Below are 24,118 nucleotides of genomic sequence, written 5' to 3' on the forward strand. Positions count from 1 at the left end.
ATGGGCAAGCCGCTCGAGGTCGACTCGGCCCGGATCGAGAAGGCCGTTCGCGAGATTCTGATCGCGATCGGTGAAGATCCGGACCGAGACGGTCTGCAGGACACCCCGGCTCGGGTCGCCCGCGCCTACGCGGAGCAGTTCGCCGGGCTGGGGCAGACCCCGGAAGACGTCCTGACCACGGTCTTCGACGCCGGCCACGACGAGATGGTGCTCGTGCGCGACATCGAGGTCTACTCGACCTGCGAGCACCACCTGGTTCCGTTCCACGGGGTCGCCCACGTCGGCTACATCCCGAACGAGAAGGGGCAGATCACCGGTCTGTCCAAGCTCGCCCGGCTTGTCGACGTATACGCTCGGCGCCCCCAGGTGCAGGAGCGGATGACCTCCCAGATCGCCGACGCGCTCATGAACGTGCTGGAGCCTCGCGGGGTCATCGTCGTGATCGAGTGCGAGCATCTCTGCATGACCATGCGCGGTGTTCGTAAACCCGGGGCCAAGACCACCACCTCGGCGGTCCGCGGCCTGTTCCGGGACAGCGACCGGACCCGCGCCGAGGCGATGGCCCTCATCATCCGCTGAGCCTGTTGTCCACAGAAACCTTGCCTTGTCCAGACCGCTTGCCAGCGGTCCGGACAAGGTTTCTGTGTTATAGGCCGCGGCCCCCTGGGAAAGCACTCCGGCCAGACCCCGGCCGGGCTAATATCGCCACACTCGCCAAGGCCAGGTGCTCCCCGAACGCCTGATCCCGAACGCTCTCCGATCCGCTGATCGCGGCGGGTACGGCCATGCGGTCCGGTGAGCTCCACACCCCCGAATGAGCTCCAACCCCCCGAGTGGAGGAAACACATGGCGGGCAGATGCCCCGAACGTCGCACCGATCGATGGCTGCCTGCCCCGTGACGGAGGGGCTGGAGGGGCCGGAGGGGCTGATTCGTTATGGCGCAAGCCGGACCCACGAGACGGCCGACGGATGTGGAGCGCCTAGGCTTATCGGCATGACTACGTGGAGTGTGCCGGGGATGCCCGATGTGGGCCGGTGCCTTGTGATGGGCGTGGTCAACGTCACCCCCGACTCTTTCTCCGACGGCGGCCAGTGGTTCGATCCGGCGATAGCCGTACGGCACGGCCTGGAGCTGGTCGAGCAGGGTGCCGACATCGTCGACGTGGGCGGGGAGTCCACCAGGCCCGGGGCCGCGCGGGTGTCGCTGGAGGAGGAGCTGGCCAGGGTCGAGCCGGTCATCAGGGAGCTGAGCCGTGAGGGCGTCACGGTCAGCGTCGACACCATGCGGGCCGAGGTCGCCCAGGCGGCCGTGGAGGCCGGGGCGAAGCTGGTCAACGACGTCAGCGGCGGGCTGGCCGATCCGGCGATGCCGAGGATCGTGGCCGCGTCAGGCGTGCCGTACGTGGTGATGCACTGGCGAGGACACAGCCATGCCATGGACAGCCGGGCCGTATACGGCGACGTCGTGACCGAGGTGCGTGAGGAGCTCGCCAAGCGGGTGGCCTCCGTGCTGGCGGAGGGGGTCGCCGAGAACCAGATCGTGCTCGATCCGGGGCTGGGCTTCTCCAAGAACGCCGAACACAACTGGAAACTGATCGCGGGCGTCGACCAGCTCGGAGAGCTGGGCTACCCGCTGATCATCGGTGCCTCGCGGAAACGCTTCCTGGGGCGCCTGCTCGCCGACCCGGATGGCGCCCCGCGCCCTTTCAGCCAGAGTGACGACGCCACACTCGCCGTGACCACCCTCGCCGCGCAGGCGGGGGCATGGTGCGTGCGGGTGCATGACGTACGCCCGAACGCGGACGCCGTCCGCGTGGTGGCCGCAGTTCAGGGAGCGAGATCATGAGCGTCGACACCACCGCCGTCGAGACGGTCAACCAGGCGTTCTACACCGCTATCGAGAACGCCGACCTCGACCGGATGACAGAGATCTGGGCCGAGGACATCGACGGCGAGCAGGTGAGCTGCGTGCATCCCGGATGGCCGATCGTGAACGGCCGGCAGGAGGTGCTGCGCTCATGGGCCCTCATCATGGCCAACACGCCCTACATTCAGTTCGTGCTGACCGACGTCCGCGTCATGGTCCTGGGCGACATCGCGATCCTCACCTGCGAGGAGAACATCCTCACCGCGGGCGACGAAGGTGATTCCAGCTTCGCGGCGGGCAAGGTGGTGGCGAGCAACACCTTCGTCAGGTCGTCGGCGGGGTGGCGGCTCTGGTTGCATCACGGCTCACCTGTGCTGCAGGGTGACGACGAAGAGGAAGAGGAATCCGCGTGAGCGAGAGCAGCGAGCGGGCCGCCGAGGAGGGCGATCCGATCCAGGACTCGATGCAGGACCTGATCAGCAATCCGATGCAGGACTGGGTCAGCGACCCGATCCAGGATCGGATCCATGATCGGATCAGTGTGAAGGGGCTGCGGGCCCGAGGGCGGCACGGCGTGCTCGCCGCGGAGCGGGAGCTCGGCCAGGAGTTCATCGTCGATGTCACTCTTTTTCTGGATACGGCACCCGCGGCAGCCGGGGACGACCTTACCAAGACCGTCCACTACGGCGAGCTCGCCCAGGATCTGGTGAAGGTCGTGGAGGGAGAGCCCGTCGATCTGATCGAGACCCTGGCCCAGCGCCTGGCGGACGTCTGCCTGGCCCGCGAGCTCGTGTCGTCGGTGGAGATCAGCGTGCACAAGCCCGCCGCGCCGATCCCGCTGCCGTTCGACGACGTGATCGTGACGATCACCCGGAGCCGGGCATGAGGGTCGTGCTGGGGCTCGGCAGCAATCTGGGCGACCGGCTCGCCACGCTGCAGGGCGCGCTCGACGCGCTTTTCGACGGCCCGGAGCTCACGTTCGTCGCGGTGTCGCCCGTTTACGAGACCGACCCTTTCGGCGGACCGGAACAGGGCCTCTATCTCAACGCCATAGTGATCGCCGAGACCACGCTGGAACCCTGGGCGCTCCTTGAGCGTGTTCAGGATGTGGAAAACTCCTTCGGCCGGGTCCGCAGGGAGCGCTGGGGAGCGCGCACCCTGGACCTCGACCTGATCACCGTCGGGGACGTCGTCATGAACGACCCCGATCTGACGCTGCCGCATCCCAGGGCGGACGAACGGGCGTTCGTGATGGTGCCGTGGGTGCGGGCCGACCCGGAGGCGGTCCTCTCCGGGCGCAGGGTGGCCGACCTGCTGGCCGACCTGGATCAGGACTACGTACGGCCGCGCACCGATCTGACGCTGAAGAGGTCCGTGTGAAGCCAACCCGTCCCGGCGTGCTCGTCGGGCTCTTCATCGTGTTCGCGATCATTACGTGGGCGCTCCTGAAGCCGCTCTACTCGGACCTGCCGACCGTGCCGTGGACCTCGATCCCGACGGTGCTCCTGCTGGCGATCGGCGAGTTCTACAGCGGCTGGATGACAAAGGCCAGGATCGAGCGCAAGCCCGACACCAAGCCCGTCGAGCCGCTGGCCGTGGCCCGCCTCGTGGGCCTCGCCAAGGCCTCCGCGTACGGCGGGGCGATCTTCGCCGGGATCTTCGCCGGATTCACCCTCTACACCGCCGACCTGCTGGACCAGGGCGTGCCCCGCCGTGACTTCCTCATCACCGGCGGCTCGTTTGTCGTCTGCGTGCTGCTGGTCTGCGCGGCCCTCTACCTGGAACATTGCTGCAAGGTGCCCAAGGACTCCAACGAGGAAGACCGCTAGAACCGGCCGCCGAAGAACGCTCCCGCAGCCTCGTCCCCAGCCCGGAGACGCCTCCGGTGTCTCGTCCTCCAGCCCGAAGAATGCTCCCGGTGCCTCACCGTCTGGTCCGGGGAGGCTCCTAACGCTTCGCGGCCCGTCTGCGGCCGAACAGCATGATGACCGGGAACGTGCACAGCAGCGGGCCGATGACGGCCAGGGGCCTCTCCAGCCACCAGGACAGGTCGGGCGCTCCCTGGCCGGGCGGCGCCCCGCCGAGCAGCCACCAGGTCAGCGCCACCCAGATCGCCATGCCGGTCGTATGGAACAGGAACAGCGGCAGCGCGAACCTGTTGACCGTCTCGTTGACGCGCTGCCACCTCGGACGCTCCAGCAGGCGCTCCATGGACGGCCTCAGCACCTCCACCAGGCCGATTTGGAAGACCAGCAGCGCCACGATGACAAAGGTCGGCGGGGCCATGTTGGACAGCTTGTCGCCGGGCACGCCCACCATCGAGCCCGGGTAGATGCCCGAGTAGACCAGCCCGAAGAGGCCGAACAGCCCGGTCCACAGGATGGCGACGTCGAACTGGCGGGCCAGGGCCACCACCCTGTCGTAGAAGAACCCCGCCTGATGGGCGAGACCCCAGACAATGATCATGTTGAGCCAGCCCGCGGCCTCGTACCCGTAGCGCAGCCGCAGCACGTCGACGACCAGCGCCGCCCCCGCGAGCCAGATGAGAATCAGCACGTCGAAGCGGCGGTGCAGCCACAGCGCGATGGGGAGCAGGGCGATCAGCACGAGGTAGACGGCGATGAACCACAGCGGGCTGATGATGAGCAGGACAACACGGTTCATCCAGCCGATCCCGAACGCCCACGTCACGATCGCGCCCAGCACGATCCAGGTGACGGCCAGCGCCAACGCCGGGATCGCGAGGCTGCGGATGCGCCGCCAGACGAAGGTCCCGATGCCCACCCCGCGCTCGCGGGCGCGTTCCCAGGACAGGAGGTGGACGTGCCCGCCGACGTAGAAGAAGAGCGGCAGCACCTGGAGCAGCCAGGTGAGGATCCACAGCCCCGAGGTGAAGCCCAGCGGGCTTGTCGGCGAGGGGCCGTCCGGACCCCACTGCAGGATCGTGAACGCCCAGTGCCAGAGCACCACGACGAGCAGGCTGACCGCTCGGAGCCAGTCGACGTATTTGTCCCGCTGCCGTCCGGCCGCCACGCGGGGACTCGTGTCCCCACCACGTTCGCTCATGCAGTCCTACCGTGCCTCATTTGTCGATGTCGCCGACGACGAAGAACATCGAGCCGAGGATGGCGACCATGTCGGAGATCAGATGGCCGGGGAGCATCTCCCGCAGCACCTGGACGTTGTTGTAGGAGGCCGAGCGGAGCTTCATCCGCCACGGAGTCTTCTCTCCGCGGGAGACCAGATAGTAGCCGTTGATGCCCAGCGGATTCTCGGTCCAGGCGTAGGTGTGGCCCTCGGGCACCTTGAGCACCTTGGGCAGGCGCTGGTTGATCGGCCCCTGCGGGAGCTCGAGGAGTCTCTCCACGCAGGCGTCGGCCAGGTCCAGGGAGACCTTCACCTGCTCCAGCAGCACCTCGAACCGGGCGTGACAGTCTCCGGCGGACCGGGTGACGACCTTCACGGGCAGCTCGCCGTAGGCCAGGTAGGGCTCGTCCCTGCGCAGGTCGATGTCCACGCCCGAGGCGCGGGCGATCGGGCCGCTCACGCCGTACTGCATGATCGTCTCGCGGTCCAGGACGCCCACTCCGCGCGTGCGAGCGATGAAGATCTCGTTTCCGACGATCAGGTTCTCGATGTCGGGCAGCCGCCGTCGCACGTCGGCGACGGCCTGGGAGACCCGGTTCGCCCATCCCAGGGGCAGCTCCTCCTTGAGACCGCCGACCCGGTTGAACATGTAGTGCATGCGACCGCCGGAGATCTCCTCCATCACGGCCTGGAGGGTCTCACGTTCCCGGAACGCGTAGAAGACCGGGGTGATCGCGCCGAGCTCCAGCGGGTAGGACCCGAGGAACATCAGGTGGCTCAGCACCCGGTTGAGCTCGGCCATCAGGGTGCGCGTCCAGACCGCCCTGACCGGCACCTCCATGCCGAGCATCCGCTCCACCGCGAGCACGACGCCCAGCTCGTTCGAGAAGGCCGACAGCCAGTCGTGCCGGTTGGCCAGCACGATGATCTGCCGGTAGTCGCGCACCTCGAACAGCTTCTCCGCGCCGCGGTGCATGTAGCCCACGACCGGCTCGGCCGAACTGATCCGCTCGCCGTCCAGCGTGAGCCGCAGCCGCAGCACCCCGTGCGTGGACGGATGCTGCGGCCCGATGTTGAGGATCATGTCCTCGGTCGCGAGCTCCTTGCCGTGCGTTTCCGGCACGGCCTCCGCTCCGGCCCCGATCCCCACGCTTACCGTCCGGGGCGCGCCTTCGGCATGGGGCTCAGTCATAAGACCCATGCTGCCACGTCATCCGCGCGACACAAGATCCTGCAGAGCGGTGATCAGACGATCGACGTGTTCCTCGGTGGTGCCGATGCCGATGGAGGCGCGGACGGCGGAGGCGGTGACGTCGTCGCAGCCACCGTCCGTGGTACCGAGGAGGTGGCGGACGAACGGGTGGGCGCAGAATTTGCCGTCGCGCACGCCGATGCCGTAGTCGCCGGACAGGACCTCGGCGACCTCGCGGGCGGTGAAGCCCTCGACCACGAAGGAGACGATGCCGACGCGGGGGTGGTCGGGGCCCCACAGGGAGAGCTCGTGCACGCCCGGGACCGCGGTGATGCCGGCGCGCAGGCGGTTCAGGAGGCGCTCCTCCTCGCGGAGCAGTACGGTCCAGCCGGTGGCGGTCAGGGCGTCGCAGGCGGCGGCCAGTGCGACGGCGCCCAGGACGTTCGGGGTGCCGGCCTCGTGGCGGGCCTCGGGGTCCTCGTGCCACTCGGTCTCATCGTCGTTCACGGCCTTCACCGCGCCGCCGCCCTTGAGGTACGGCTCCGCCTCCGCCAGCCAGTCCGAGCGGCCGATCAGGGCGCCCGTGCCGAACGGGGCGTAGAGCTTGTGACCGGAGAAGACCACGTAGTCCAGGTCGAGCGCCGTCAGGTTGAGGCGGCGGTGCGGGACGAGCTGGGCGGCGTCGACGAGGATGCGGGCGCCGTGGCGGTGGGCGATGTGGGCCAGGGCGGCGATCGGCCAGAGCTCGCCGGTGACGTTGGATGCGGCGGTGACGACCAGCAGCTTGGGACCGTCGATCCCGGCGAGGGCCTCGTCGGCGGCGCGGACGGCCTCGCCGGGAAAGGCGGGAATCCCGAGCCGTACGGCGGTGCCCCAGGGCAGGAGTGAGGCGTGGTGTTCGGTGTCGAAGACCACGGTGGTGGTCCCCTCGGGCAGGCTGCGGGCCAGCAGGTTGGTCGCGTCGGTGGTGTTGCGAGTGAAGATCACCGAGTCGTCGGGACGGGCGCCGGCGAAGGCGCGGACGGTGTGCCGGGCCTGCTCGTAGCGGGCCGTCGTGAGCTGGGACGCGTACCCGGCGCCGCGATGGACGCTGGAGTATGCCGGGAGCGCGGCGGTGACGGCGGCGCTCACCGGCTCCAGACAGGGTGCGCTGGCGGCGTAGTCGAGGTTGGCGTAGGGGACCAGCCTGCCGCCCCTGACCGGGACCTCCAGGTCGGAGCCGAGCACCGCGGGAATCCGCCGCTCCGAGGGCACATGGGGCGCCGGGGTGGTCACGGGCGTGGAGGCGGGGGTGAAAATCGTCAGTGTGGACACGCCAGGTCTCCTTCGAGGTCATCGGACCCCAACACATGGCGTTGGTGCATGGAGCCCGCGCTTGCCCGACACGCGACGTGCCGGGCCAGGTCCTCACCCGGGGCACCCCGCCGCGGACGCGAGGGTTGCCGGCCAGCGAGCCGGGGCTTGTCACTGGCACTCATGACCTATCTGGGAACTATAACCGACGCCTGACCGTGCCCCGCAAGTACTGAATGTGGCCGGCGTTGGTCCGCATCGCGTCCGGCCGTCCCCTCGATGGCCTGTCCGGATGCGTTCCGCGTTGTGTCCGGGTGCCTCCCGGGACCGCCTGACAGTGCCCACATGTGTCGAATGCGATCAGTGTTTATTCCCGGGAAGGAACTCAGAGCGTCCCCCAGTCGTCGAGGCAGTCAGTCGGCAAAGCGTTTCAGCCGCCGGCCGACCAAGGAGGAATCAATGGACTGGGTGACCAACCCGGAGATATGGATAGGGTTCTTCACCCTTGTCGCGCTCGAGATCGTCCTGGGCATCGACAACATCATCTTCATCTCGATCCTCGCGGGAAAGCTCCCTCCCGAGCAGCGTGACAAAGCCCGCAAGCTTGGCCTCATGGCCGCCCTGGTCAGCCGCCTGGCCCTGCTGTTCGCGCTGTCGTGGGTGGTGAAACTCACATCACCGTTCTTTGAGGTCTTCGGGCAGGGGATATCCGGTCGCGATCTGATTTTGATACTCGGCGGGCTGTTCCTGCTGGGCAAGAGCGTCTTCGAGGTGCACGACAGCCTGGAAGGCAAGTCCGGCCACGCCGGAGGCAAGGTGGCGGCCTCCTTCACCGCCGTGATCCTGCAGATCATGGTCCTCGACATCGTCTTCTCGCTCGACTCCGTGATCACCGCGGTCGGCATGGTCGACGAGCTCGGCGTCATGATCGCGGCCGTCATCGTCTCGGTCATCGTGATGCTCGTCGCCTCCGGGCCGATCAGCCGCTTCGTGGACCGGCATCCGAGCATCAAGATGCTCGCCCTGTCCTTCCTGGTGCTGATCGGCGTCGTGCTCATCGCCGAGGGCTTCGAGCAGCACATCTCCAAGGGCTACATCTACTTCGCGATGGCGTTCTCGCTCCTGGTGGAGCTGCTGAACATCCGGATGCGCAGCAAGGCGGGCCGGGAGGAGCCGGTGGCGCTGCACCAGCGCTACGCGGCCGAGGGCGGGGCGGACGACCAGAAGGGCGGAGGGACCGGCTCAGGCCAGGCGGGAGAAGAGCCGACCGATTCCTCCCAGGGCAAGGACCAGGCGGGCGAACGGACCGCTTCCTCCACGGCCGAGGGCCAGGTGGGTGAGCGGACCGGTTCCTCCGAGGGCAAGGGCCAGGCGGGAGGGCCGGTCGGTTCTTCCGGGGGTAAGGGCCAGGTGGGTGAGCGGATCGGCTCCTCCGAGGGCAAGGGGCAAGCTGACGAGCGGACCGACTCCTAGGTCAGGATTACGATGCTTACGTGCGCTTTGATCCTTGGAATCCGGAATTCGTCGCCCATCCCTATGACGTCTACGACGAGCTGAGGCGGGAACGGCCGGTCAGTTTCTTCGAACCGACCGGCCAGTGGCTGATCGCCCGGCACGCCGACGTCAACGCGCTGCTGCGCGACCGCCGGCTCGGCCGTTCCTACCTGCACGTGGCCACGCACCAGGAGTTCGGCAAGCCGGGCGACCCCGAGTTCCAGGACCCGTTCTGGCGGGTCATCAGGGCGGGGATGCTCGACGTCGAGCCGCCCGTGCACACCCGGCTCAGGCGGCTGGTGTCCAAGGCGTTCACCCCGCGCATGGTTGAGGCGCTCCGTCCCAAGGTCGCCAGGATCGCCGGTGAGCTCGTCGACGCGTTTGTCGAGCGCGGCGGCGGCGACCTCATCTCCGAGGTCGCCGAGCCGCTGCCGGTGACCGTGATCGCGGAGATGCTCGGCGTGCCCGAGGCCGACCGGCACCTGCTGCGGCCCTGGTCGGCCGACATCTGCGGGATGTACGAGCTCAACCCCTCGGTCGAGGCCCAGCACACCGCCGTGCGCGCGGCCGAGGAGTTCTCCGACTACCTCATCGGGCTGGCCCGCAGCCGCAGGGCGAACCCCGGTGACGATCTGATCAGCGCCCTCGCCCTGGTGGCGGAGGAGGGCGACAAGCTCACCGAGGAGGAGCTGGTCGGCACCTGCGTGCTGCTGCTCAACGCCGGGCACGAGGCCACCGTCAACGTCACCGGCAACGGCTGGTGGTCGCTGTTTCGCAACCCGGCCGAGCTGGACCGGCTCCGCGCCGACCACGGACTGCTGCCCACCGCGGTCGAGGAGATGATGCGCTGGGACACGCCGCTGCAGATGTTCGAGCGCTGGGTGCTGGAGGACATCTCGGTCGGCGGGTTCGACATCCCGCGTGGCACGGAGGTGGCGTTGCTGTTCGGCTCCGCCAACCGCGACCCCGAGGTGTTCGCCGACCCCGATCGCCTGGACGTGGGCCGGGTGGACAACCCGCACATCTCCTTCGGCGCCGGCATCCACTTCTGCCTGGGCGCGCCGCTGGCCAGGATCGAGCTGATCGAGTCGTTCGGCGCGCTGCTGCGCCGGGCGCCGAAGCTGGAACTGGCCGCCGAGCCCGTCTGGGGATCCGGCTACGTCATCCGGGGCCTGGAATCCATTCAGGTCCGGGTCTGAACGCAGGCCCGAGTTCGAGCCCGGGTCCGGGCGAGCCGCTCTCAGGCCCGGGGCTGGACCCGGACCTGAGTGAGCCGATCCCAGATCGGGTCCGGGCAAGCCGGTCTCAGGTCCGGGGTTGGTGGCTCGGGTCCGTCTGAGCGAGCCGGTCTCAGGTCCGGGGTTGGTGGCTCGGGTCCGTCTGAGCGAGCCGGTCTCAGGTCCGGGTCTGAGCGAGCCAGCCGAACCCGCCGAGACCCTCGGTGGCGATCAGCTCCGCCTCCTCAGATGCCCTCGTGAGGGCCAGGAGGTATCCGCGCGGATCACTGCGGGCTTGGTCGAGGGATGGGCGCGTCCCGGTGATGCCCAGGGCGCGCAGCGCCTCCCGCTGGGTGGTCAGGGTCGTCGTGACGACTCCGGCGCACTCCCCGGCGAAGGCGCAGGAGTCGAGGGCCACGTGCGCGGTGACGTCGCATGATCCGTCCGGTACGGGCGCGACCATCGATCCGTCGCGGTATCCGGCCAGGGTGCCGTACGGCGGGCGGTCGTCCACGGAGTGCGCGTAGTCGATCGCGATCGCCCGGCCGCCTGTCAGCCGTACGATCACCGAGGCCCAGGCCTCGTCGCGGGGCCTGCCGATCTCCGCCCGCTCGCCCGTGGTCCGCATCGGCCACCAGCGGGCCAGCCAGGCCAGATCGGCCTCATGGGGCCTCTCGCCCAGCCTTTCCTCGCCGTCCGAGACGTTGACCATGACCAGCCGGGGTCCGTCCGCCGTCTGCTCGACGATGTCCACGGGAATGTTGTCCAGCCACTCGTTGGCGATCACCAGCCCGCAGATCGCGTCGGGAACGGCCGCCGCCCACCTGATCTCCTCCGGTAGCCGGGCGGGCCGGGAGGCCAGGTCCACTCCGATGACCCGCAGCCGGGAACGGAGCTCGGGGGGCGCGACGGCGAGCACGCCGGCCGCCAGCCCGCCCTCACCGGCGCCGATGTCCACGAGGTCGACCACCGGAGGATGGCCGAGCGCGCCGTCCACCGCGACGAGCTCGCGCAGCATGGCCCTGGCGAATGCGGGGGAGGCGCCGACGGAGGTCCTGAAATGTCCGGAGGGACACTCTCGCAGGTAGAAACCGTTCTCGCCGTAGAGAGCCTGTTCCATCGCGGCACGCCAGGTGAGCCACATGTCCACAGACGCTACCCGCTTCGGCGAGGGGAAGAGATCAACTCTTGATGATGCTCTGAGCGGGGCACGACTCCATCCTGTCACTAATCACCACGGCCGTTGTCGATGTCGCGGCGGTGAATGACCGCTCGAGCCGGGGCCGGGTGCCTCGGCGAAGAACCCGCCCAGCCGGCGTTCGCGCTCACCTCTTTCCTGCACATGGCCGACGCCTTGTTCGCCATGAATCGGAACCCGGTCGCCGTTGACCGGGCACGCCGGGGACTCGCCGACCACCCATGGGCGGCCGGTCTCCGATCCGCCGCTTCGCCGGGCCACAGCAGGGCGGACACCGTTCGGCGGCCTGTGCGCGCCGTCGTCATTCCGCCTCCGGCGTGTTCGAACACGCGCCTTGCCACAGTTGAGATGGTCCGGCCCGTTACGCTGGTCAATTGGGCATGGAGCCTCCACGTGGTCAAAGGACGGGACGCCATGGACGCAGTCGATCGCCCGGCACGGCTAGCCGTCGGCGTGATTGGAGCGGGCAGGGTCGGTTCGGCACTCGGTGTCGCCCTCGCGAGAGCGGGACATCGGGTCGTCGCCGCGAGCGGAGTCTCCGACGCCTCCAGAGAGCGGGCCGCCGAGCGGCTCGGGGTTGTCACCAGCCGCCCCGAGGACGTGGTGGCCCAGTCGGACCTCGTCCTGTTGACGGTTCCCGACGACGCGCTGCCCGACCTGGTCGCGGGCCTGGTCGGCACGGGCGCCGACCTCCGGGGCAAACTGGTGGCCCACACCAGCGGCGCGTACGGCCTGGCGGTGCTGAATCCGGCGATCAAGGCCGGTGCGCTGCCCCTGGCGCTCCACCCGGTGATGACCTTCACCGGCAGGGACGACGACCTTCGCCGCCTCACCGGCATCTCCTACGGGGTCACCGCGCCCGACCCGCTCCGCCCGGTGGCCGAGGCCCTGGTCATCGAGATGGAGGGCGAGCCCGTCTGGATCGAGGACGAGAACAGGCCGCTCTACCACGCGGCACTCGCGGCGGCGGCGAACCACATGGTGACGCTCGTCGCGGAGTCCTCGGAGCTGTTGCGGAAGGTCGGCGTGGACCAGCCGGGCCGGATGCTCGGCCCGCTGCTCGGCGCGGCCCTGGAGAACGTGTTGCGGCTCGGCATCGCCGGTCTGACGGGCCCGGTGGTACGCGGTGACGCCGCGACCGTCCGCAAGCACGTGGACGCGCTGATCCTGGCGGCACCCGAGGCGGCCGACGCCTATGTCGCCCTCGCTAGGCTCACGGCGGACCGGGCGCTGGCGGCCGGGCTGCTCAAGCCCGAAGCCGCCGAGCGCCTTCTGGACGCGCTGGGAGGAAACGTATGGACGTGATCGTGGCGGGCGACCGCACCGAGCTGGTGAAGGCGCGCGAGGCAGTGGGGATCGGCGAGAAGGTCTCCTCGGGGAAGGCCACGCTGGCGCTGGTGCCGACCATGGGCGCGTTGCACGAGGGTCACCGTTCGCTCGTACGGCTGGCCCGCGAGAAGGCCGATCACGTCGCCGTGAGCATTTTTGTGAACCCGCTCCAGTTCGGCCCGACCGAGGACTTCTCCCGCTACCCCCGGACGTTCGACGCCGACCTGGAGATCTGCGCGGCCGAGGGCGTGAGCCTGGTCTTCGCTCCCGCCGCCGAGACCATGTACCTGCCGGACAGGCAGGTGGGCGTCTCCGCGGGAGGGATGGGCGCGATCGTCGAGGGGGCGTTCAGGCCGGGGCACCTCGACGGTGTGCTGACCGTGGTGCTCAAGCTGTTCAACCTGGTCCAGCCGGATGTGGCGGTGTTCGGGCAGAAGGACGCCCAGCAGCTCGCGATGATCCGCCGGATGGCGGTCGATCTCGACCTGCCGATCTCCATCGTCGGTGCGCCCACGATCCGGGAGGCGGACGGCCTGGCGCTGTCCAGCCGTAACCGCTACCTGTCCCCGAACGACCGGCGGGCGGCGCTGGCCCTGTCCCGGGCCCTGTTCGCGGGCGCGGAGCAGCGGACGCCGGGAGAGATCCGCCGGGTCGCGCACGCCGTGCTTGAGGGTGAGCCGTCACTCAACCTCGACTACCTGGTGCTGGTGAACCCGGCGACCTTCGCCGAGGTCGGCGAGAACCACGCGGGTGAGGCGATTCTCGCCGTGGCCGCGAAGGTGGGGTCCACCCGGTTGATCGACAACGTGATCGTCACCCTTTGAGGTCCCCCGGACCCTCCGACCTCTGACGGGGGCGAACCGAGAACGCCCTGCCGGTCAGGCGGACTCGATCCGGTAAGCCCCGCCGGGTGAGCACCAAACACCCCCTGGGCCGTTGAGCCCCGGTCGAACGGACCCGCGCCCCCGGCCGGGAAGGGCGGTCCCAAGCGCTCTCTGAGGCTCCCGGACACCCCTGGCGGCCATCGCGCCCCCGTGGCTTCCTCGCTGGGGCATTCAAGGCGACCGGATACGACCTGCCTCGTGATCCGGTCGCCGCGTTCCCGTGGCTTCCTCGCTGGGGCATTCGAGGCGACCGGATACGACCTGCTTCGTGATCCGGTCGTCGCGCTCCGGTGGCTTCCGCGTTGGGGCATTCGAGGCGACCGGGTACGACCCGGCTGCCGAGCCCCGATGGCACACCCCGGGGAACAGCCGTCTCGACTCTCCCGTTATCGTCAGAGTGACGAAATGAACGGCCTCTTGATGACCCCTCGCGAGGAGGCGGCAATGAGCATCCCGGCTATTCCCCAGAGGTTGACCGCTCCCGCTCCGGGCTGGACGGTCGAGGCGGACGTGGTCGTGGTGGGATCCGGCATAGCGGGGCTCACCCTGGCACTGCGGTACGCCGGTCTCGATCCCGGGGCGAAGGTCCTGGTCGTCACCAAGGACGTGCTGTCCTCGGGATCCACCCGCTGGGCGCAGGGCGGGATCGCCGCCGTGCTCGACCCGCGGGACACCCCCGCCGAGCACCTGTCCGACACGCTCATCGCGGGGGTGGGCCTCTGTGACGAGGAGGCCGTCCGGGTCCTGGTGACCGAGGGGCCGGGCGCGGTGCGCCGGCTGATCGCGGCGGGGGCCCGGTTCGACACCGACGACGCCGGAGAGCTCCAGCTCACCAGGGAGGGCGGCCATCGGCGCAACCGCATCGTGCACGCCGGCGGCGACGCCACCGGCGCCGAGGTGCAGAGGGCGCTCGTCCAGGCGGTCCAGGAGTCGGAGATCGAGGTGATCGAGCACGCGCTTGTGCTCGACCTGTTCAAGGACGCCGCCGGCCGGGCCGCCGGAGTGACCCTGCACGTCATGGGTGAGGGCGAACGTGACGGTGTGGGCGCGGTCAGGGCCGGGGCCGTGGTGCTGGCCACCGGTGGCATGGGCCAGGTCTACGCCGCCACCACCAACCCCCTCGTCTCCACCGGTGACGGCGTGGCGCTCGCACTGCGCGCGGGCGCCGTCGTGAGGGACGTGGAGTTCGTCCAGTTCCACCCGACCGTGCTCTGGCTCGGCGAGGACTCCACCGGCCAGCAGCCACTGATCTCCGAGGCGGTGCGGGGCGAGGGCGCGGTGCTGGCCGACGCCGAGGGCATCCGGTTCATGAAGGACGTCCACGAGCTCGCCGACCTCGCGCCCCGCGACGTCGTGGCCAAGGCGATCATGCGGCGGATGAGGGAGACCGGGGCCGACCACATGTATCTCGACGCCCGTCACTTCGGCGAGGAGAAGTGGCGCACCCGCTTCCCGACGATCTACTCCGTCTGCCTGGAGCACGGCATCGACCCGGTCACCCAGCTCATCCCGGTCGCCCCCGCCGCCCACTACGCCAGCGGCGGCGTCCGCGCCGACCTGCACGGCCGTACCAGCGTGCCCGGCCTGTACGCCTGCGGCGAGGTGGCCTGCACCGGCGTGCACGGCGCCAACCGGCTGGCCTCCAACTCCCTGCTCGAAGGCCTGGTCTTCGCCGAGCGGATCGCCGCCGACATCCACGCGGAGCGGCGGGCCGGATCCGGCAAGGTCGCGGAGGCCGTACGGCCCGCGCAGGGCGAGGCCGCGGGCGTCGCGCACCCCGTACCGGACGGGGTCGCGGGCGTCGCGCACGCCGCGCAGGGTGAGGCGGAGGGCGTCGTACGGCCCGCGCTGGGTGAGCCGCCGACCGACGACCGCCCCACCAGCCTGATCGACCCCAGGGCCCGGACCAGGATTCAGGGACACATGAGCCGGGGGGCGAGCGTGCTGCGCAGCCAGGAGTCCCTGAGCGCGGTCGCCAAGGCACTGCTGAGCGTCCGGTGGACCCCGGTGGCGGTCGAGCCGTGCACGGAGTCCTGGGAGACCACGAACCTGCTGACGGTCGCGTCCGTCCTGGTGGCCGCCGCGCGCAGTCGCCAGGAGACTCGCGGGTCGCACTGGCGCGAGGACTTCCCCGACCGAGACGATGCCCGGTGGCAGGGCCACCTCGACGTGACCCTTACAGGAGAGGGATTGACCATGAACTACCGTCCACACGCGAACGTCGCCATGCCCGCGCACACGATCGACGACCTCGTGGCGTCCGGGCTGGAGCCCGCCGAGGTGAGCGCCCTGATCGACATCGCGTTGCGGGAGGACCTGGGGGAGGCCGGCGACGTGACGAGCATCGCCACGATCCCCGCCGGTCAGGTCGCGACCGCCGACGTGGTGGCCCGGGCGGACGGGGTGATCGCGGGTCTCGCGGTCGCGGAGGCGGTGTTCGCGCGGCTCGGCGTGAGCCGTACCGAACGGCACGTCAAAGACGGCGAGCGGGTGAGCCGGGGAGACGTGCTGATGACCGTCACCGGCGCCACCCGGGACGTGCTGACCGCCGAGCGGACCGCACTCAACCTGCTCACGCACCTGTCCGGGATCGCCTCGCTGACCGGCAGGTGGGTCCGGGCGGTCGAGGGGACCGGAGCCCGCATCCGGGACAGCCGTAAAACCCTGCCCGGTCTGCGCGCGCTGGAGAAGTACGCCGTCCGCGCGGGCGGTGGCGTCAACCATCGGATGTCCCTTTCGGATGCCGCGCTGATCAAGGACAATCACGTGGTGGCCTCCGGCGGGGTGGCCGAGGCGTTCCGGGCGGTCCGGAACTCCTACCCGGGCCTGCCGATCGAGGTCGAGGTCGACCGGATCGACCAGATCGAGCCGGTGCTGGCCGAGGGAGCGGAGGAGATCCTGTTGGACAATTTCACCGTTGATCAGCTGGCGGAGGCCGTACGACTGGTGGACGGCAGGGCGCGCCTGGAGTCCAGCGGAGGGTTGACCCTGGAGTCTGCTCGTGACGTGGCCGAAACAGGTGTTGACTACCTTGCCGTGGGCGCGCTCACGCATTCGGCTCCGGCTCTGGACATCGCCTTGGACCTTCGGGGGAATTGATGCTGCTTGCCATTGATGTCGGCAACACCCATACCGTTCTCGGCCTTTTCGAGGGCGAGGACGTGATCGAGCACTGGCGGATCGCCACGGACGCCCGGCGCACGGCCGACGAGATCGCCGTCGTGCTCCAGGGGCTGCTGGGACAGTCGCCGCTGCTCAAGGGTGCCGACGTCGACGGCATCGCGCTCTGTTCCACGGTGCCGTCGGTGCTCAACGAGATGCGCGAGATGTGCCGCCGCTACTACGGCGACGTGACCGCGGTGATCGTCGAGCCCGGCGTCCGCACCGGCGTGCCGGTGCGGATGGACAACCCGAAAGAGGTCGGCAGCGACCGGATCGTCAACGCGCTGGCGGCCATCCAGCTGTACGGCGGGCCATGCATCATCGTCGACTTCGGGACCGCGACCTCCTTCGACGCGGTCTCGGCCAAGGGCGAGTACATCGGTGCGGTGACCGCCCCGGGCATCGAGATCTCGGTGGACGCGCTGGCGGCGGCGGGGGCGCAGCTGCACAAGGTGGAGTTGATCCGTCCCCGGTCCGTGATCGGCAAGAACACGGTCGAGGCGCTCCAGTCGGGCATCATCTACGGTTTCGCCGGTCAGGTGGACGGGATCGTCGAGCGGATGGTGGCCGAGCTGGCCGACGACCCCGACGACGTCACCGTGGTGGCCACCGGCAGCGCGGCACCGCTCGTGGTCAGCGAGGCGCGCTCGATCGACATGCACGAGCCCTGGCTCACGCTCATCGGCCTCCGGCTGATCTACCACCGCAACACCGCTTGACGTCCTCCCCGGCTTTGAAAACCGGGGATTCCAGCACCCGGTTTTCAAAGCCGGGTCTGTCGGTTCGCGGTTCACCGGCCCGGGCAACCCCGAAGCCTCCCCGCGCAGACACGGCACGCCCTGCCGTGTTCAAACACGTCCCGCTTGGCTATCGCGGAACACCCCGACTCTACTGAGCCCGACCCACACACCACGAGAAAACACAAAGGTGCTTACTCCCTGCCCTGAAAGAAGGGGTATCTGCCCTAGATGTCCGGTGAGAAGGCTTCCCCGCCGCCGCAGGGCGATGGGTTCCTGCGGTTCGCCACATCGGTACCCTTTGGAACTGTGACCGATGAAGTGACGAACCCAGCCGAGGATCTGCCCGAGCAGATGCGCGTGCGCCGGGAGAAGCTCGACCGCCTCCGCTCAGAGGGCGTCGACCCCTACCCGGTGAATTTCCCGCGCACCGCGACCAACAGCGAGATCCGCCAGAAATATGCCGATCTCGCCGTTGACACCGCGACCGGCGACAAAGTGGGCGTCACGGGGCGCGTGATGCTGTCCAGGACCGGGGGCAAGCTCTGCTTCGCCACGATCCGCGACGGCTCCGGCGACCTCCAGGTCATGATCTCCCTGGACCGGGTGGGCGAGGAGTCCCTGGCCGCCTGGAAGCGCGACGTCGACCTCGGCGACCACGTGGGCATCGAGGGCGAGGTCATCACCTCCCGCAGGGGCGAGCTGTCCATCCTCGCCGATCGCTGGGTGATCACCTCCAAGTGCCTGCGACCGTTGCCGGAGAAGCACGCCGGGCTCACCGACCCCGAGGCGCGGGTCCGCCAGCGCTACGTCGACCTCATCGTCAACGACGAGGCCCGGAAGATGGCCTACACCCGTAGCGCCGTCGTGCGGGCGATGCGCGACTTCTGGCACGGCGAGGGCTACCTCGAGGTCGAGACGCCGATGCTCCAGCCGATCCACGGCGGTGCCACGGCCCGGCCGTTCAAGACCCACATCAACGCCTACAACATGGAGCTCTACCTTCGCATCGCGATCGAGCTCTACCTCAAGCGGCTCGTGGTGGGCGGCATCGAGAAGGTCTTCGAGGTCAGCCGCAACTTCCGCAACGAGGGCGCTGACTCCACCCACAACCCCGAGTTCACGATGCTTGAGGCTTACGGGACGTACCTCGACTACAACGACATGGCAGACCTGACCCAGCGGATGATCCAGAGCGCGGTCGTGGCGGCGCTCGGGCACTCCGTGGTGACCTACCAGGACCAGGAGATCGACCTGGGCCTGGAGGAGTGGCCGCGGATCACCCTTTACGGGGCGGTCTCGGACGCGCTGGGCGAGGAGGTCACGACCGAGACGCCGCTGGAGCGGGTCCGGCAGTACGCGGACAAGCACGAGATCCACTGGGACGCCAAGTGGGGACAGGGCAAGCTCGTCCAGGAAATCTTCGAGGCGCTCGTCGAGCACACGCTCATCCAGCCCACGTTTGTCATGGACTACCCGCTGGAGACCTCCCCGCTGGCCCGCCAGCACCGTGACAACCCGCTCCTCACGGAGAAGTGGGACCTGATCGGCTTCGGCACCGAGCTCGGCACCGCCTTCTCGGAGCTGGTCGACCCGGTCGAGCAGCGCCGCCGTCTTACCGAGCAGTCCCTGCTCGCCGCGGGCGGCGACCCCGAGGCCATGCAGCTTGACGAGGACTTCCTCACCGCCCTGGAATATGCGATGCCGCCCACGGGCGGCATGGGGCTCGGCGTGGATCGCCTTGTCATGGCCTTCACCGGCAAGAACATCCGCGAGACCATCCTGTTCCCGCTGGTCAAGCCGGCGAGCTAGCCCGATGGGCAGCGCTGTTTCATGCGTGGGCCGATTCCCGCCGGTCAAGCCGGCGGGTTGAGGCCGGCGGGCAGCGCTGCCTCCCGCGTAGGCCGATGGACCAAGCCTGAGGGGCGGCGCCGCCTCCCGTCGGTCAGGCCGGCGGGCCGAGCCTGACGGGCAGCGCCGCCAGGCCACGCAGCGTGAGGTTCTCCTTGTACGGCGGCGTCGGATCGACCAGGGTCAGATCCGGCGCCGCCGTCGCGAGGGCGGACAGCGCGACAGACCCCTCCAGCCGGGCCAGCGGCGCTCCCAGGCAGAAGTGGGCCCCCAGGCCGAAGGCCAGGTGACGGACGGGCCCGCGGTCCAGGTCGAGCCTGTCGGGGTCGGAGAACACCTCGGGGTCCCGGTTGGCCGCGCCGAGCAGCGCCATCACCGCCTCTCCCTCGCGGATCGGCGTCCCGCACAACTCCACGTCCTCCAGCGCGAACCTGAGCGTGAGCTGGACGGGTGGGTCGTAACGGAGGAGTTCCTCCACCGCCTTCGCGGTATTTCTCTCGGATCCTTCGCCGCCCTCGTCGAAGCGGTGCAGGGCGCCGTGGCGGAGCAGCGCCAGGGCGCCGTTGCCGATCAGGTTGACCGTGGTCTCGTGCCCGGCCACCAGCAGGAGCACGCACGTGCTCAGCAACTCCTCGGTGGTCAGCTCGTCCGCCGTGACGAGGGCGCTCAGCAGGTCCCCGCCGGGCTCGGCCCGCCGCCTGACCAGCAACTCCCCGAAGTAGGCGTGAAACTCGTCCCGGGCCGCGTCGCGCTCCGCGAGCATCTTCTCGGGCAGCAGGAAGTCCGGGTCGAGCCCGCGCGCCAGCGACTCGCTCCAGCCCTGGAAACGCGCCTGATCCTCCGGCGGCACCCCCAGCATCTCGCTGATCACCCGGACCGGCAGCGGATAGGCCAGCGCGGAGATCAGGTCGACCTCACCGGACATCCCCCCGACCAACTCCTCGGCGATCGCCGAGATCCTCGGCCGGAGCCGTTCGATCATCCGCGCGGTGAAGGCCCTGCTCACCAGGGCGCGCAGACGGGTGTGGTCGGGCGGATCCATGGTGAGGAAGGATCGTGCGCCCCGGTTACGCCCCGGCGGTCCCTCTCCGTGGCCGAAGCGCGGGTCGCGCAGCAGCGCGGCACACGGCGCGTATCCCGTCGCCAGCCACATCCCCGCCGGAGTCCGGAACAGCGGGCCCTGCTCGCGGAGTTCGCGGTAACGCCGGTACGGCGCGCGGAGGAAGTCGGGCGCGAAAGGGTCGAACCCCAGCAGGTCAAGGACGGTCGCGGTGCTCACGGACGGTCTCCGGATCTTATGGGCGCGGTACGCGGAAACCAGGCGGGCGACCGCCGTACGGGAAGTCCGTCGACGGACGGTCAATCGATCGAGCAATTCCGACCGAGCCAGGACGCAGCGTAGAAAGTCCATTTTGGGTGGGCTCTATATGACATAGGACTCCATGCGAGGATCGGCCGCGCCGACTGGCTGCGGGCCGAATGCCGTGGAGAGCGTCCCTTCCTCTTTCCCATCGCAGGGCGATCCCCTCGGTGTTGTCAAGGCGATGAGCCGCATCATTGCCGAGGCATGTCAGGGCGAAGAGTGCCGGGAAATGATCATTTTTCCCGAGAAAAGGCGAGAAAACGGCGTCGGCCGTATGGCCCGCTCCGAAGGCGATCTCATCGGCCGTGGCGTCAGCGAAACCTTGTTCTGCAAGGACTTCGATTGCCGCAGTCAGCGACCGCTTGTGGGTGCCTGCCTTGACTCGGTCGTGACTTGACCACAAAGGCGCCGACATATCATGAGTACTTCATGTAACGAGTACTATGTCAATAGCGGCCAACCTCTCTGGAGAGCGGAACTTGACGACCTTTGAACAAGGCGTTTACCGTTCCTGGCGGACGGTATTGATTTCTGGCGCGTTCACGCCTGGTTACCTATGAGGGGGGAGTGATTCTAGATGGCTTATCCAGAAGTGGATTCACGCCATGGCGACAGCCCCCTGGGCATGGGCGATATCGGTCTCAGCGATGACGATCTCGTTCTGTTGGCAGAGCTCGCCAAGGGCGTCACCGTCGACAGAGTGGGGCGTCGCCTCGACATCAGCGGCCGGACGGTCCGGCGCAGGCTCCGCGGAATCTGCGACCGTATCGGTGTGGCCACGGCGATCGAAGCGGTGGCCTGGGCCGCTCGCCGTCAGTTGATCTAGGCCGCGGCCGATCGTCTCAGCCTGCCGTGTCCCGTCCTGACCGGCTCCGGCAGGCTCCTCGCCCGTTCAGGCTCGTCCGGCCCTCTCCGGGTCCGTTCAAGCCTCCGCCCCGGGCTCTTTCGGGGCGTCACTCGTCCGCGGGCCCTTCGGGGCCCGCGGACGATCCGCTTCAGTCCGCGATCCGCACGCCGCCCGCGAAGGGCCGGTTGTCGATCGTGGAGATGTGGATGACGTCACCGGTCTGGGGGGCGTGGACCATCATGCCCGCGCCGATGTAGATCCCGACATGGTGCAGGTCGTTGTAGAAGAAGACCAGGTCGCCCGGGCGCAGCTCGTCCCTGGAGATGTGCGTGCCCGCGGTCCACTGGTCGCCGGTGTAGTGGGGGAGGCTGATGCCGACCTTCTGGTAGGCCCACATGACCAGCCCGGAACAGTCGAAGGAGTTGGGGCCCTCGGCTCCCCACACGTAGGGCTTGAGCTGCTGGCTGAGCGCCCAGCGGGCGGCCTCGGCGGCCTTGCCGCTGCCCACGACGGGCACGCTGATCTTCACCCGGCTGCCCTGGGTGCTGGCGGCCCGCTGGCGCACCTCGCTGAACAGGTTGCTCTCGACCCTCTTGACCAGCCGCTCGATCTTGGTCCGCTTGCCGGTGATGTCCGCGAGCAGGTCCTTGACCTCGGTGGTCCTGGCCTTGGCGCCGGCCTGTGCCCGCTCGGCGGCCTCGATCGCCCGGCTGACCTGGGCGACCTCCTCGCTCTGCTGCTGCTGGAGGGCGTAGTTGGTGGTGGCCTGGTCGAGGAAGGTGTCGGGGTCGCCCGACTGGGTGAAGGCGAGCTCTGATCCCAGCCCGCCCGTCATGTAGTTGCTCTGCGCGAGGAGGCTGGCCTTGCTGCGCCGGGACTCCAGCTCGGACTCGCTGACGGCGAGGGTCTTCTTGGCGCTCTCGGCGGCGCGCTGCGCCTGCTTCAGCTTGACCCGCTCGCCGTTGTACTGCTCGCTGAGCGTGCCGATCTCGTTGTGCAGCTTCTCGACCTGCTTGGCCAGCTCCTGGAGGTTGGGCTTTGGTTCGGCGGTGGCCGCGATCAGAGGAGTGCCGAGGGTCAGGGAGGCGAATGCCATCCCGATGATCACGATACGGCGGGTGAGTCCACGCGGGGCGTTTCCTCGGCTGCGGGCATGACTGCCCGTGTTCTTTCCTCCACGCTTGCGCGTGCGCTTCACCAACAGGCTCCTCTCCTCGGTCGCCTACCGGGTTAGCTGACGGGTTCGGGCCGGAGGCAGCCCTACCTGGTGCGTTGAAGGCACTTCGGATTCACCCCGGGGGGACGTGGTCGAGAGTGGGTCCCCGGCTCCCCGCGTTTCGGGGATTCGGCGGGTCAGGCTTTTTTACATCACTGACAACGAGCACGGACATTAGTGCACTTGGAGGTTCCTGCTCAACCAGAACTGCAAACTCGGTAGAGGTTTCACAACTGAAATGTCACGGAAAGATCACACGTCTTGATGATCAACATGGGCATTATGCTGCCTTGATGCCCTCTTGGGGCGCACTTGGCGAAAGTCTCCGCAGGTCCGGGACCGCAAAAAAGACGAGAGCCGACGTATCACCGTCAATCCATGCTCAGCGTGATAGATGGATTACCCGGAGTCATCTGATGGTCATGGGGCGCGAGTTAAGGGTGGGCCGTAATTGGAGAGCGCCGAGGACGTACGCTGATCGGTCATGGAGCAGGTTACGGAGCATTTCCCCGTGGCGGCCGTACAGGGCGCCGGAACCGGGGAGCGGCGAGCCGGGTCCGAGAGCGGGAGCGTGGACGCGGAGCGGGAGTCGCGGGGCCGGCGAGGATCCGAGCCGGAGACGGCCGAGATCACCGTACGGCGCGCCCGCACCCCGGACGTGCGCGCCATCCGGCAGCTCGTGGACACCTACGGGGGAGCCGGTCAGCGCCTTCTGAGGAAGGCCACGGTCACCCTCTACGAGGACGTCCAGGAGTTCTGGGTCGCCACCGACGGGACCGGAGCGGTCATCGGCTGCGGGGCGCTTCACGTGCTCTGGGAGGATCTCGCCGAGATCCGCACCGTCGCCGTCGATCCCGCCTGCCGCGGGCTGGGCATCGGCCACAGGATCGTCTCCGCTCTCATTCGCACGGCGGGCGAGCTCGGTCTACGCCGGGTTTTCTGCCTGACCTTCGAGGTTGACTTCTTCGGCCGGCACGGATTCCAGGAGATCCAGGGCACGCCCGTCGCGCCGGAGGTCTACGCGGAGCTTCTCGCCTCCTACGACGAAGGCGTCGCCGAGTTTCTCGATCTTGAGCATGTCAAGCCGAACACCTTGGGAAACACCCGGATGCTTCTGCATCTGACGCGAGAGCCCGGCTTCCGCGCTCTCGATGCTGACGAAGTGGAGAGATGACTGTTGATACCTGTATCGATACCTTGTGCACCAGCAAGCGTGTGAGTCTGACCCATGCCACATGCGCAGTCTTAAGTGAGGTGACGCGGTGAGCACCGGACAGCCGCCGTATCCAGAGGATGATCCCGAGCGCGATCGCACACCCTCGGGGCAGCCGGAATACGGACGGCACAACGAGGATCGAGCCTCCGGCGAATTCGATCCCG

General features: G+C 68.7%; 22 protein-coding genes and 2 riboswitches. Of the genes, 16 read left to right on the forward strand and 6 right to left on the reverse strand.

Annotation, left to right across the window (positions count from 1 at the left end; genetic code table 11):
- The 6 genes from folE to CHC08_RS39845 all read left to right on the forward strand — a co-directional run bounded on the left by folE (position 1) and on the right by CHC08_RS39845 (position 3,697).
- A complete protein-coding gene (gene folE, locus CHC08_RS39820; protein ID WP_089212571.1) occupies positions 1 to 579 on the forward strand; it encodes a GTP cyclohydrolase I FolE in 579 nt (192 codons plus the stop codon).
- Positions 580 to 995: 416 nt separating this feature from the next.
- Positions 996 to 1,847, forward strand: a complete 852-nt coding sequence (gene folP / locus CHC08_RS39825; RefSeq protein WP_089212572.1) for a dihydropteroate synthase — start codon at positions 996 to 998, stop codon at positions 1,845 to 1,847.
- On the forward strand, positions 1,844 to 2,281 hold the full coding sequence (locus CHC08_RS39830) for a nuclear transport factor 2 family protein (RefSeq protein ID WP_089212573.1): 438 nt from the start codon (positions 1,844 to 1,846) through the stop codon (positions 2,279 to 2,281). Before folP ends, CHC08_RS39830 begins: the two co-directional genes overlap by 4 nt.
- Before the next feature lie 110 nt (positions 2,282 to 2,391).
- On the forward strand, positions 2,392 to 2,754 hold the full coding sequence (folB, locus tag CHC08_RS39835; RefSeq protein ID WP_218825712.1) for a dihydroneopterin aldolase: 363 nt from the start codon (positions 2,392 to 2,394) through the stop codon (positions 2,752 to 2,754).
- Positions 2,751 to 3,248: a 2-amino-4-hydroxy-6-hydroxymethyldihydropteridine diphosphokinase gene (gene folK / locus CHC08_RS39840; RefSeq protein ID WP_089212574.1), complete on the forward strand. Its 498-nt coding sequence runs from the start codon at positions 2,751 to 2,753 to the stop codon at positions 3,246 to 3,248. The genes folB and folK overlap by 4 nt, the downstream gene beginning before the upstream one ends.
- Positions 3,245 to 3,697: a DUF3180 domain-containing protein gene (locus CHC08_RS39845; RefSeq protein WP_089212575.1), complete on the forward strand. Its 453-nt coding sequence runs from the start codon at positions 3,245 to 3,247 to the stop codon at positions 3,695 to 3,697. Before folK ends, CHC08_RS39845 begins: the two co-directional genes overlap by 4 nt.
- 118 nt (positions 3,698 to 3,815) lie before the next feature.
- Here CHC08_RS39845 and CHC08_RS39850 read toward each other — a convergent pair whose 3' ends face one another.
- The 3 genes from CHC08_RS39850 to CHC08_RS39860 are packed head-to-tail and all read right to left on the reverse strand — an operon-like array spanning position 3,816 to position 7,461.
- Entirely contained in the window at positions 3,816 to 4,934 is a 1,119-nt protein-coding gene (locus CHC08_RS39850) for an acyltransferase family protein (protein WP_089212576.1), read from the reverse strand.
- 16 nt (positions 4,935 to 4,950) lie between these two features.
- Entirely contained in the window at positions 4,951 to 6,147 is a 1,197-nt protein-coding gene (locus tag CHC08_RS39855) for an NADH-quinone oxidoreductase subunit D (RefSeq protein ID WP_089212577.1), read from the reverse strand.
- 18 nt (positions 6,148 to 6,165) lie between these two features.
- Positions 6,166 to 7,461 (reverse strand): aminotransferase class V-fold PLP-dependent enzyme, encoded by a 1,296-nt coding sequence (locus CHC08_RS39860; protein WP_089212578.1) that lies wholly within the window; start codon positions 7,459 to 7,461, stop codon positions 6,166 to 6,168.
- 52 nt (positions 7,462 to 7,513) lie between these two features.
- A riboswitch (SAM riboswitch) is annotated at positions 7,514 to 7,629 on the reverse strand.
- A gap of 270 nt (positions 7,630 to 7,899) precedes the next feature.
- Between CHC08_RS39860 and CHC08_RS39865 the strand changes: the two genes are divergently transcribed.
- Entirely contained in the window at positions 7,900 to 8,913 is a 1,014-nt protein-coding gene (locus tag CHC08_RS39865; protein WP_245878855.1) for a TerC family protein, read from the forward strand.
- A 20-nt stretch (positions 8,914 to 8,933) separates the two neighbouring features.
- Complete coding sequence (locus CHC08_RS39870) at positions 8,934 to 10,133, forward strand: cytochrome P450 (protein WP_089212579.1); 1,200 nt, start codon at positions 8,934 to 8,936, stop codon at positions 10,131 to 10,133.
- A gap of 196 nt (positions 10,134 to 10,329) precedes the next feature.
- On the opposite strand, the gene CHC08_RS39875 is transcribed toward CHC08_RS39870, so the two are convergent.
- Positions 10,330 to 11,295, reverse strand: a complete 966-nt coding sequence (locus CHC08_RS39875; RefSeq protein WP_089212596.1) for an SAM-dependent methyltransferase — start codon at positions 11,293 to 11,295, stop codon at positions 10,330 to 10,332.
- Positions 11,296 to 11,763: 468 nt separating this feature from the next.
- Between CHC08_RS39875 and CHC08_RS39880 the strand changes: the two genes are divergently transcribed.
- The 5 genes from CHC08_RS39880 (at position 11,764) to lysX (ending at position 19,273) form a co-directional block, all read left to right on the forward strand.
- Positions 11,764 to 12,654, forward strand: coding sequence for a Rossmann-like and DUF2520 domain-containing protein (locus CHC08_RS39880; RefSeq protein ID WP_089212597.1), 891 nt, complete (start codon positions 11,764 to 11,766; stop codon positions 12,652 to 12,654).
- On the forward strand, positions 12,645 to 13,502 hold the full coding sequence (gene panC / locus CHC08_RS39885; RefSeq protein WP_089212580.1) for a pantoate--beta-alanine ligase: 858 nt from the start codon (positions 12,645 to 12,647) through the stop codon (positions 13,500 to 13,502). Before CHC08_RS39880 ends, panC begins: the two co-directional genes overlap by 10 nt.
- A gap of 504 nt (positions 13,503 to 14,006) precedes the next feature.
- On the forward strand, positions 14,007 to 16,661 hold the full coding sequence (locus CHC08_RS39890) for an L-aspartate oxidase (RefSeq protein WP_089212581.1): 2,655 nt from the start codon (positions 14,007 to 14,009) through the stop codon (positions 16,659 to 16,661).
- Complete coding sequence (locus CHC08_RS39895) at positions 16,661 to 17,443, forward strand: type III pantothenate kinase (protein ID WP_089212582.1); 783 nt, start codon at positions 16,661 to 16,663, stop codon at positions 17,441 to 17,443. Before CHC08_RS39890 ends, CHC08_RS39895 begins: the two co-directional genes overlap by 1 nt.
- Positions 17,444 to 17,770: 327 nt before the next feature.
- Positions 17,771 to 19,273 (forward strand): bifunctional lysylphosphatidylglycerol synthetase/lysine--tRNA ligase LysX, encoded by a 1,503-nt coding sequence (lysX, locus tag CHC08_RS39900; RefSeq protein ID WP_089212583.1) that lies wholly within the window; start codon positions 17,771 to 17,773, stop codon positions 19,271 to 19,273.
- A gap of 133 nt (positions 19,274 to 19,406) precedes the next feature.
- Here lysX and CHC08_RS39905 read toward each other — a convergent pair whose 3' ends face one another.
- Complete coding sequence (locus CHC08_RS39905; RefSeq protein ID WP_245878856.1) at positions 19,407 to 20,591, reverse strand: cytochrome P450; 1,185 nt, start codon at positions 20,589 to 20,591, stop codon at positions 19,407 to 19,409.
- Positions 20,592 to 20,856: 265 nt separating this feature from the next.
- Between CHC08_RS39905 and CHC08_RS52045 the strand changes: the two genes are divergently transcribed.
- Complete coding sequence (locus CHC08_RS52045) at positions 20,857 to 21,072, forward strand: hypothetical protein (protein WP_245878857.1); 216 nt, start codon at positions 20,857 to 20,859, stop codon at positions 21,070 to 21,072.
- Between the two features lie 180 nt (positions 21,073 to 21,252).
- Positions 21,253 to 21,501 (forward strand): helix-turn-helix domain-containing protein, encoded by a 249-nt coding sequence (locus CHC08_RS39915; protein WP_371782180.1) that lies wholly within the window; start codon positions 21,253 to 21,255, stop codon positions 21,499 to 21,501.
- 169 nt (positions 21,502 to 21,670) lie between these two features.
- On the opposite strand, the gene CHC08_RS39920 is transcribed toward CHC08_RS39915, so the two are convergent.
- Positions 21,671 to 22,618, reverse strand: coding sequence for a C40 family peptidase (locus tag CHC08_RS39920; RefSeq protein ID WP_245878858.1), 948 nt, complete (start codon positions 22,616 to 22,618; stop codon positions 21,671 to 21,673).
- A gap of 107 nt (positions 22,619 to 22,725) precedes the next feature.
- A riboswitch (cyclic di-AMP (ydaO/yuaA leader) is annotated at positions 22,726 to 22,883 on the reverse strand.
- 426 nt (positions 22,884 to 23,309) lie between these two features.
- Between CHC08_RS39920 and CHC08_RS39925 the strand changes: the two genes are divergently transcribed.
- A complete protein-coding gene (locus CHC08_RS39925) occupies positions 23,310 to 23,912 on the forward strand; it encodes an amino-acid N-acetyltransferase (RefSeq protein WP_245878862.1) in 603 nt (200 codons plus the stop codon).
- Positions 23,913 to 24,118 lie beyond the last annotated feature (206 nt).

Origin of the sequence: Streptosporangium subroseum (genome assembly GCF_900188345.1) — a bacterium.
GTDB lineage: Bacteria > Actinomycetota > Actinomycetes > Streptosporangiales > Streptosporangiaceae > Streptosporangium > Streptosporangium subroseum.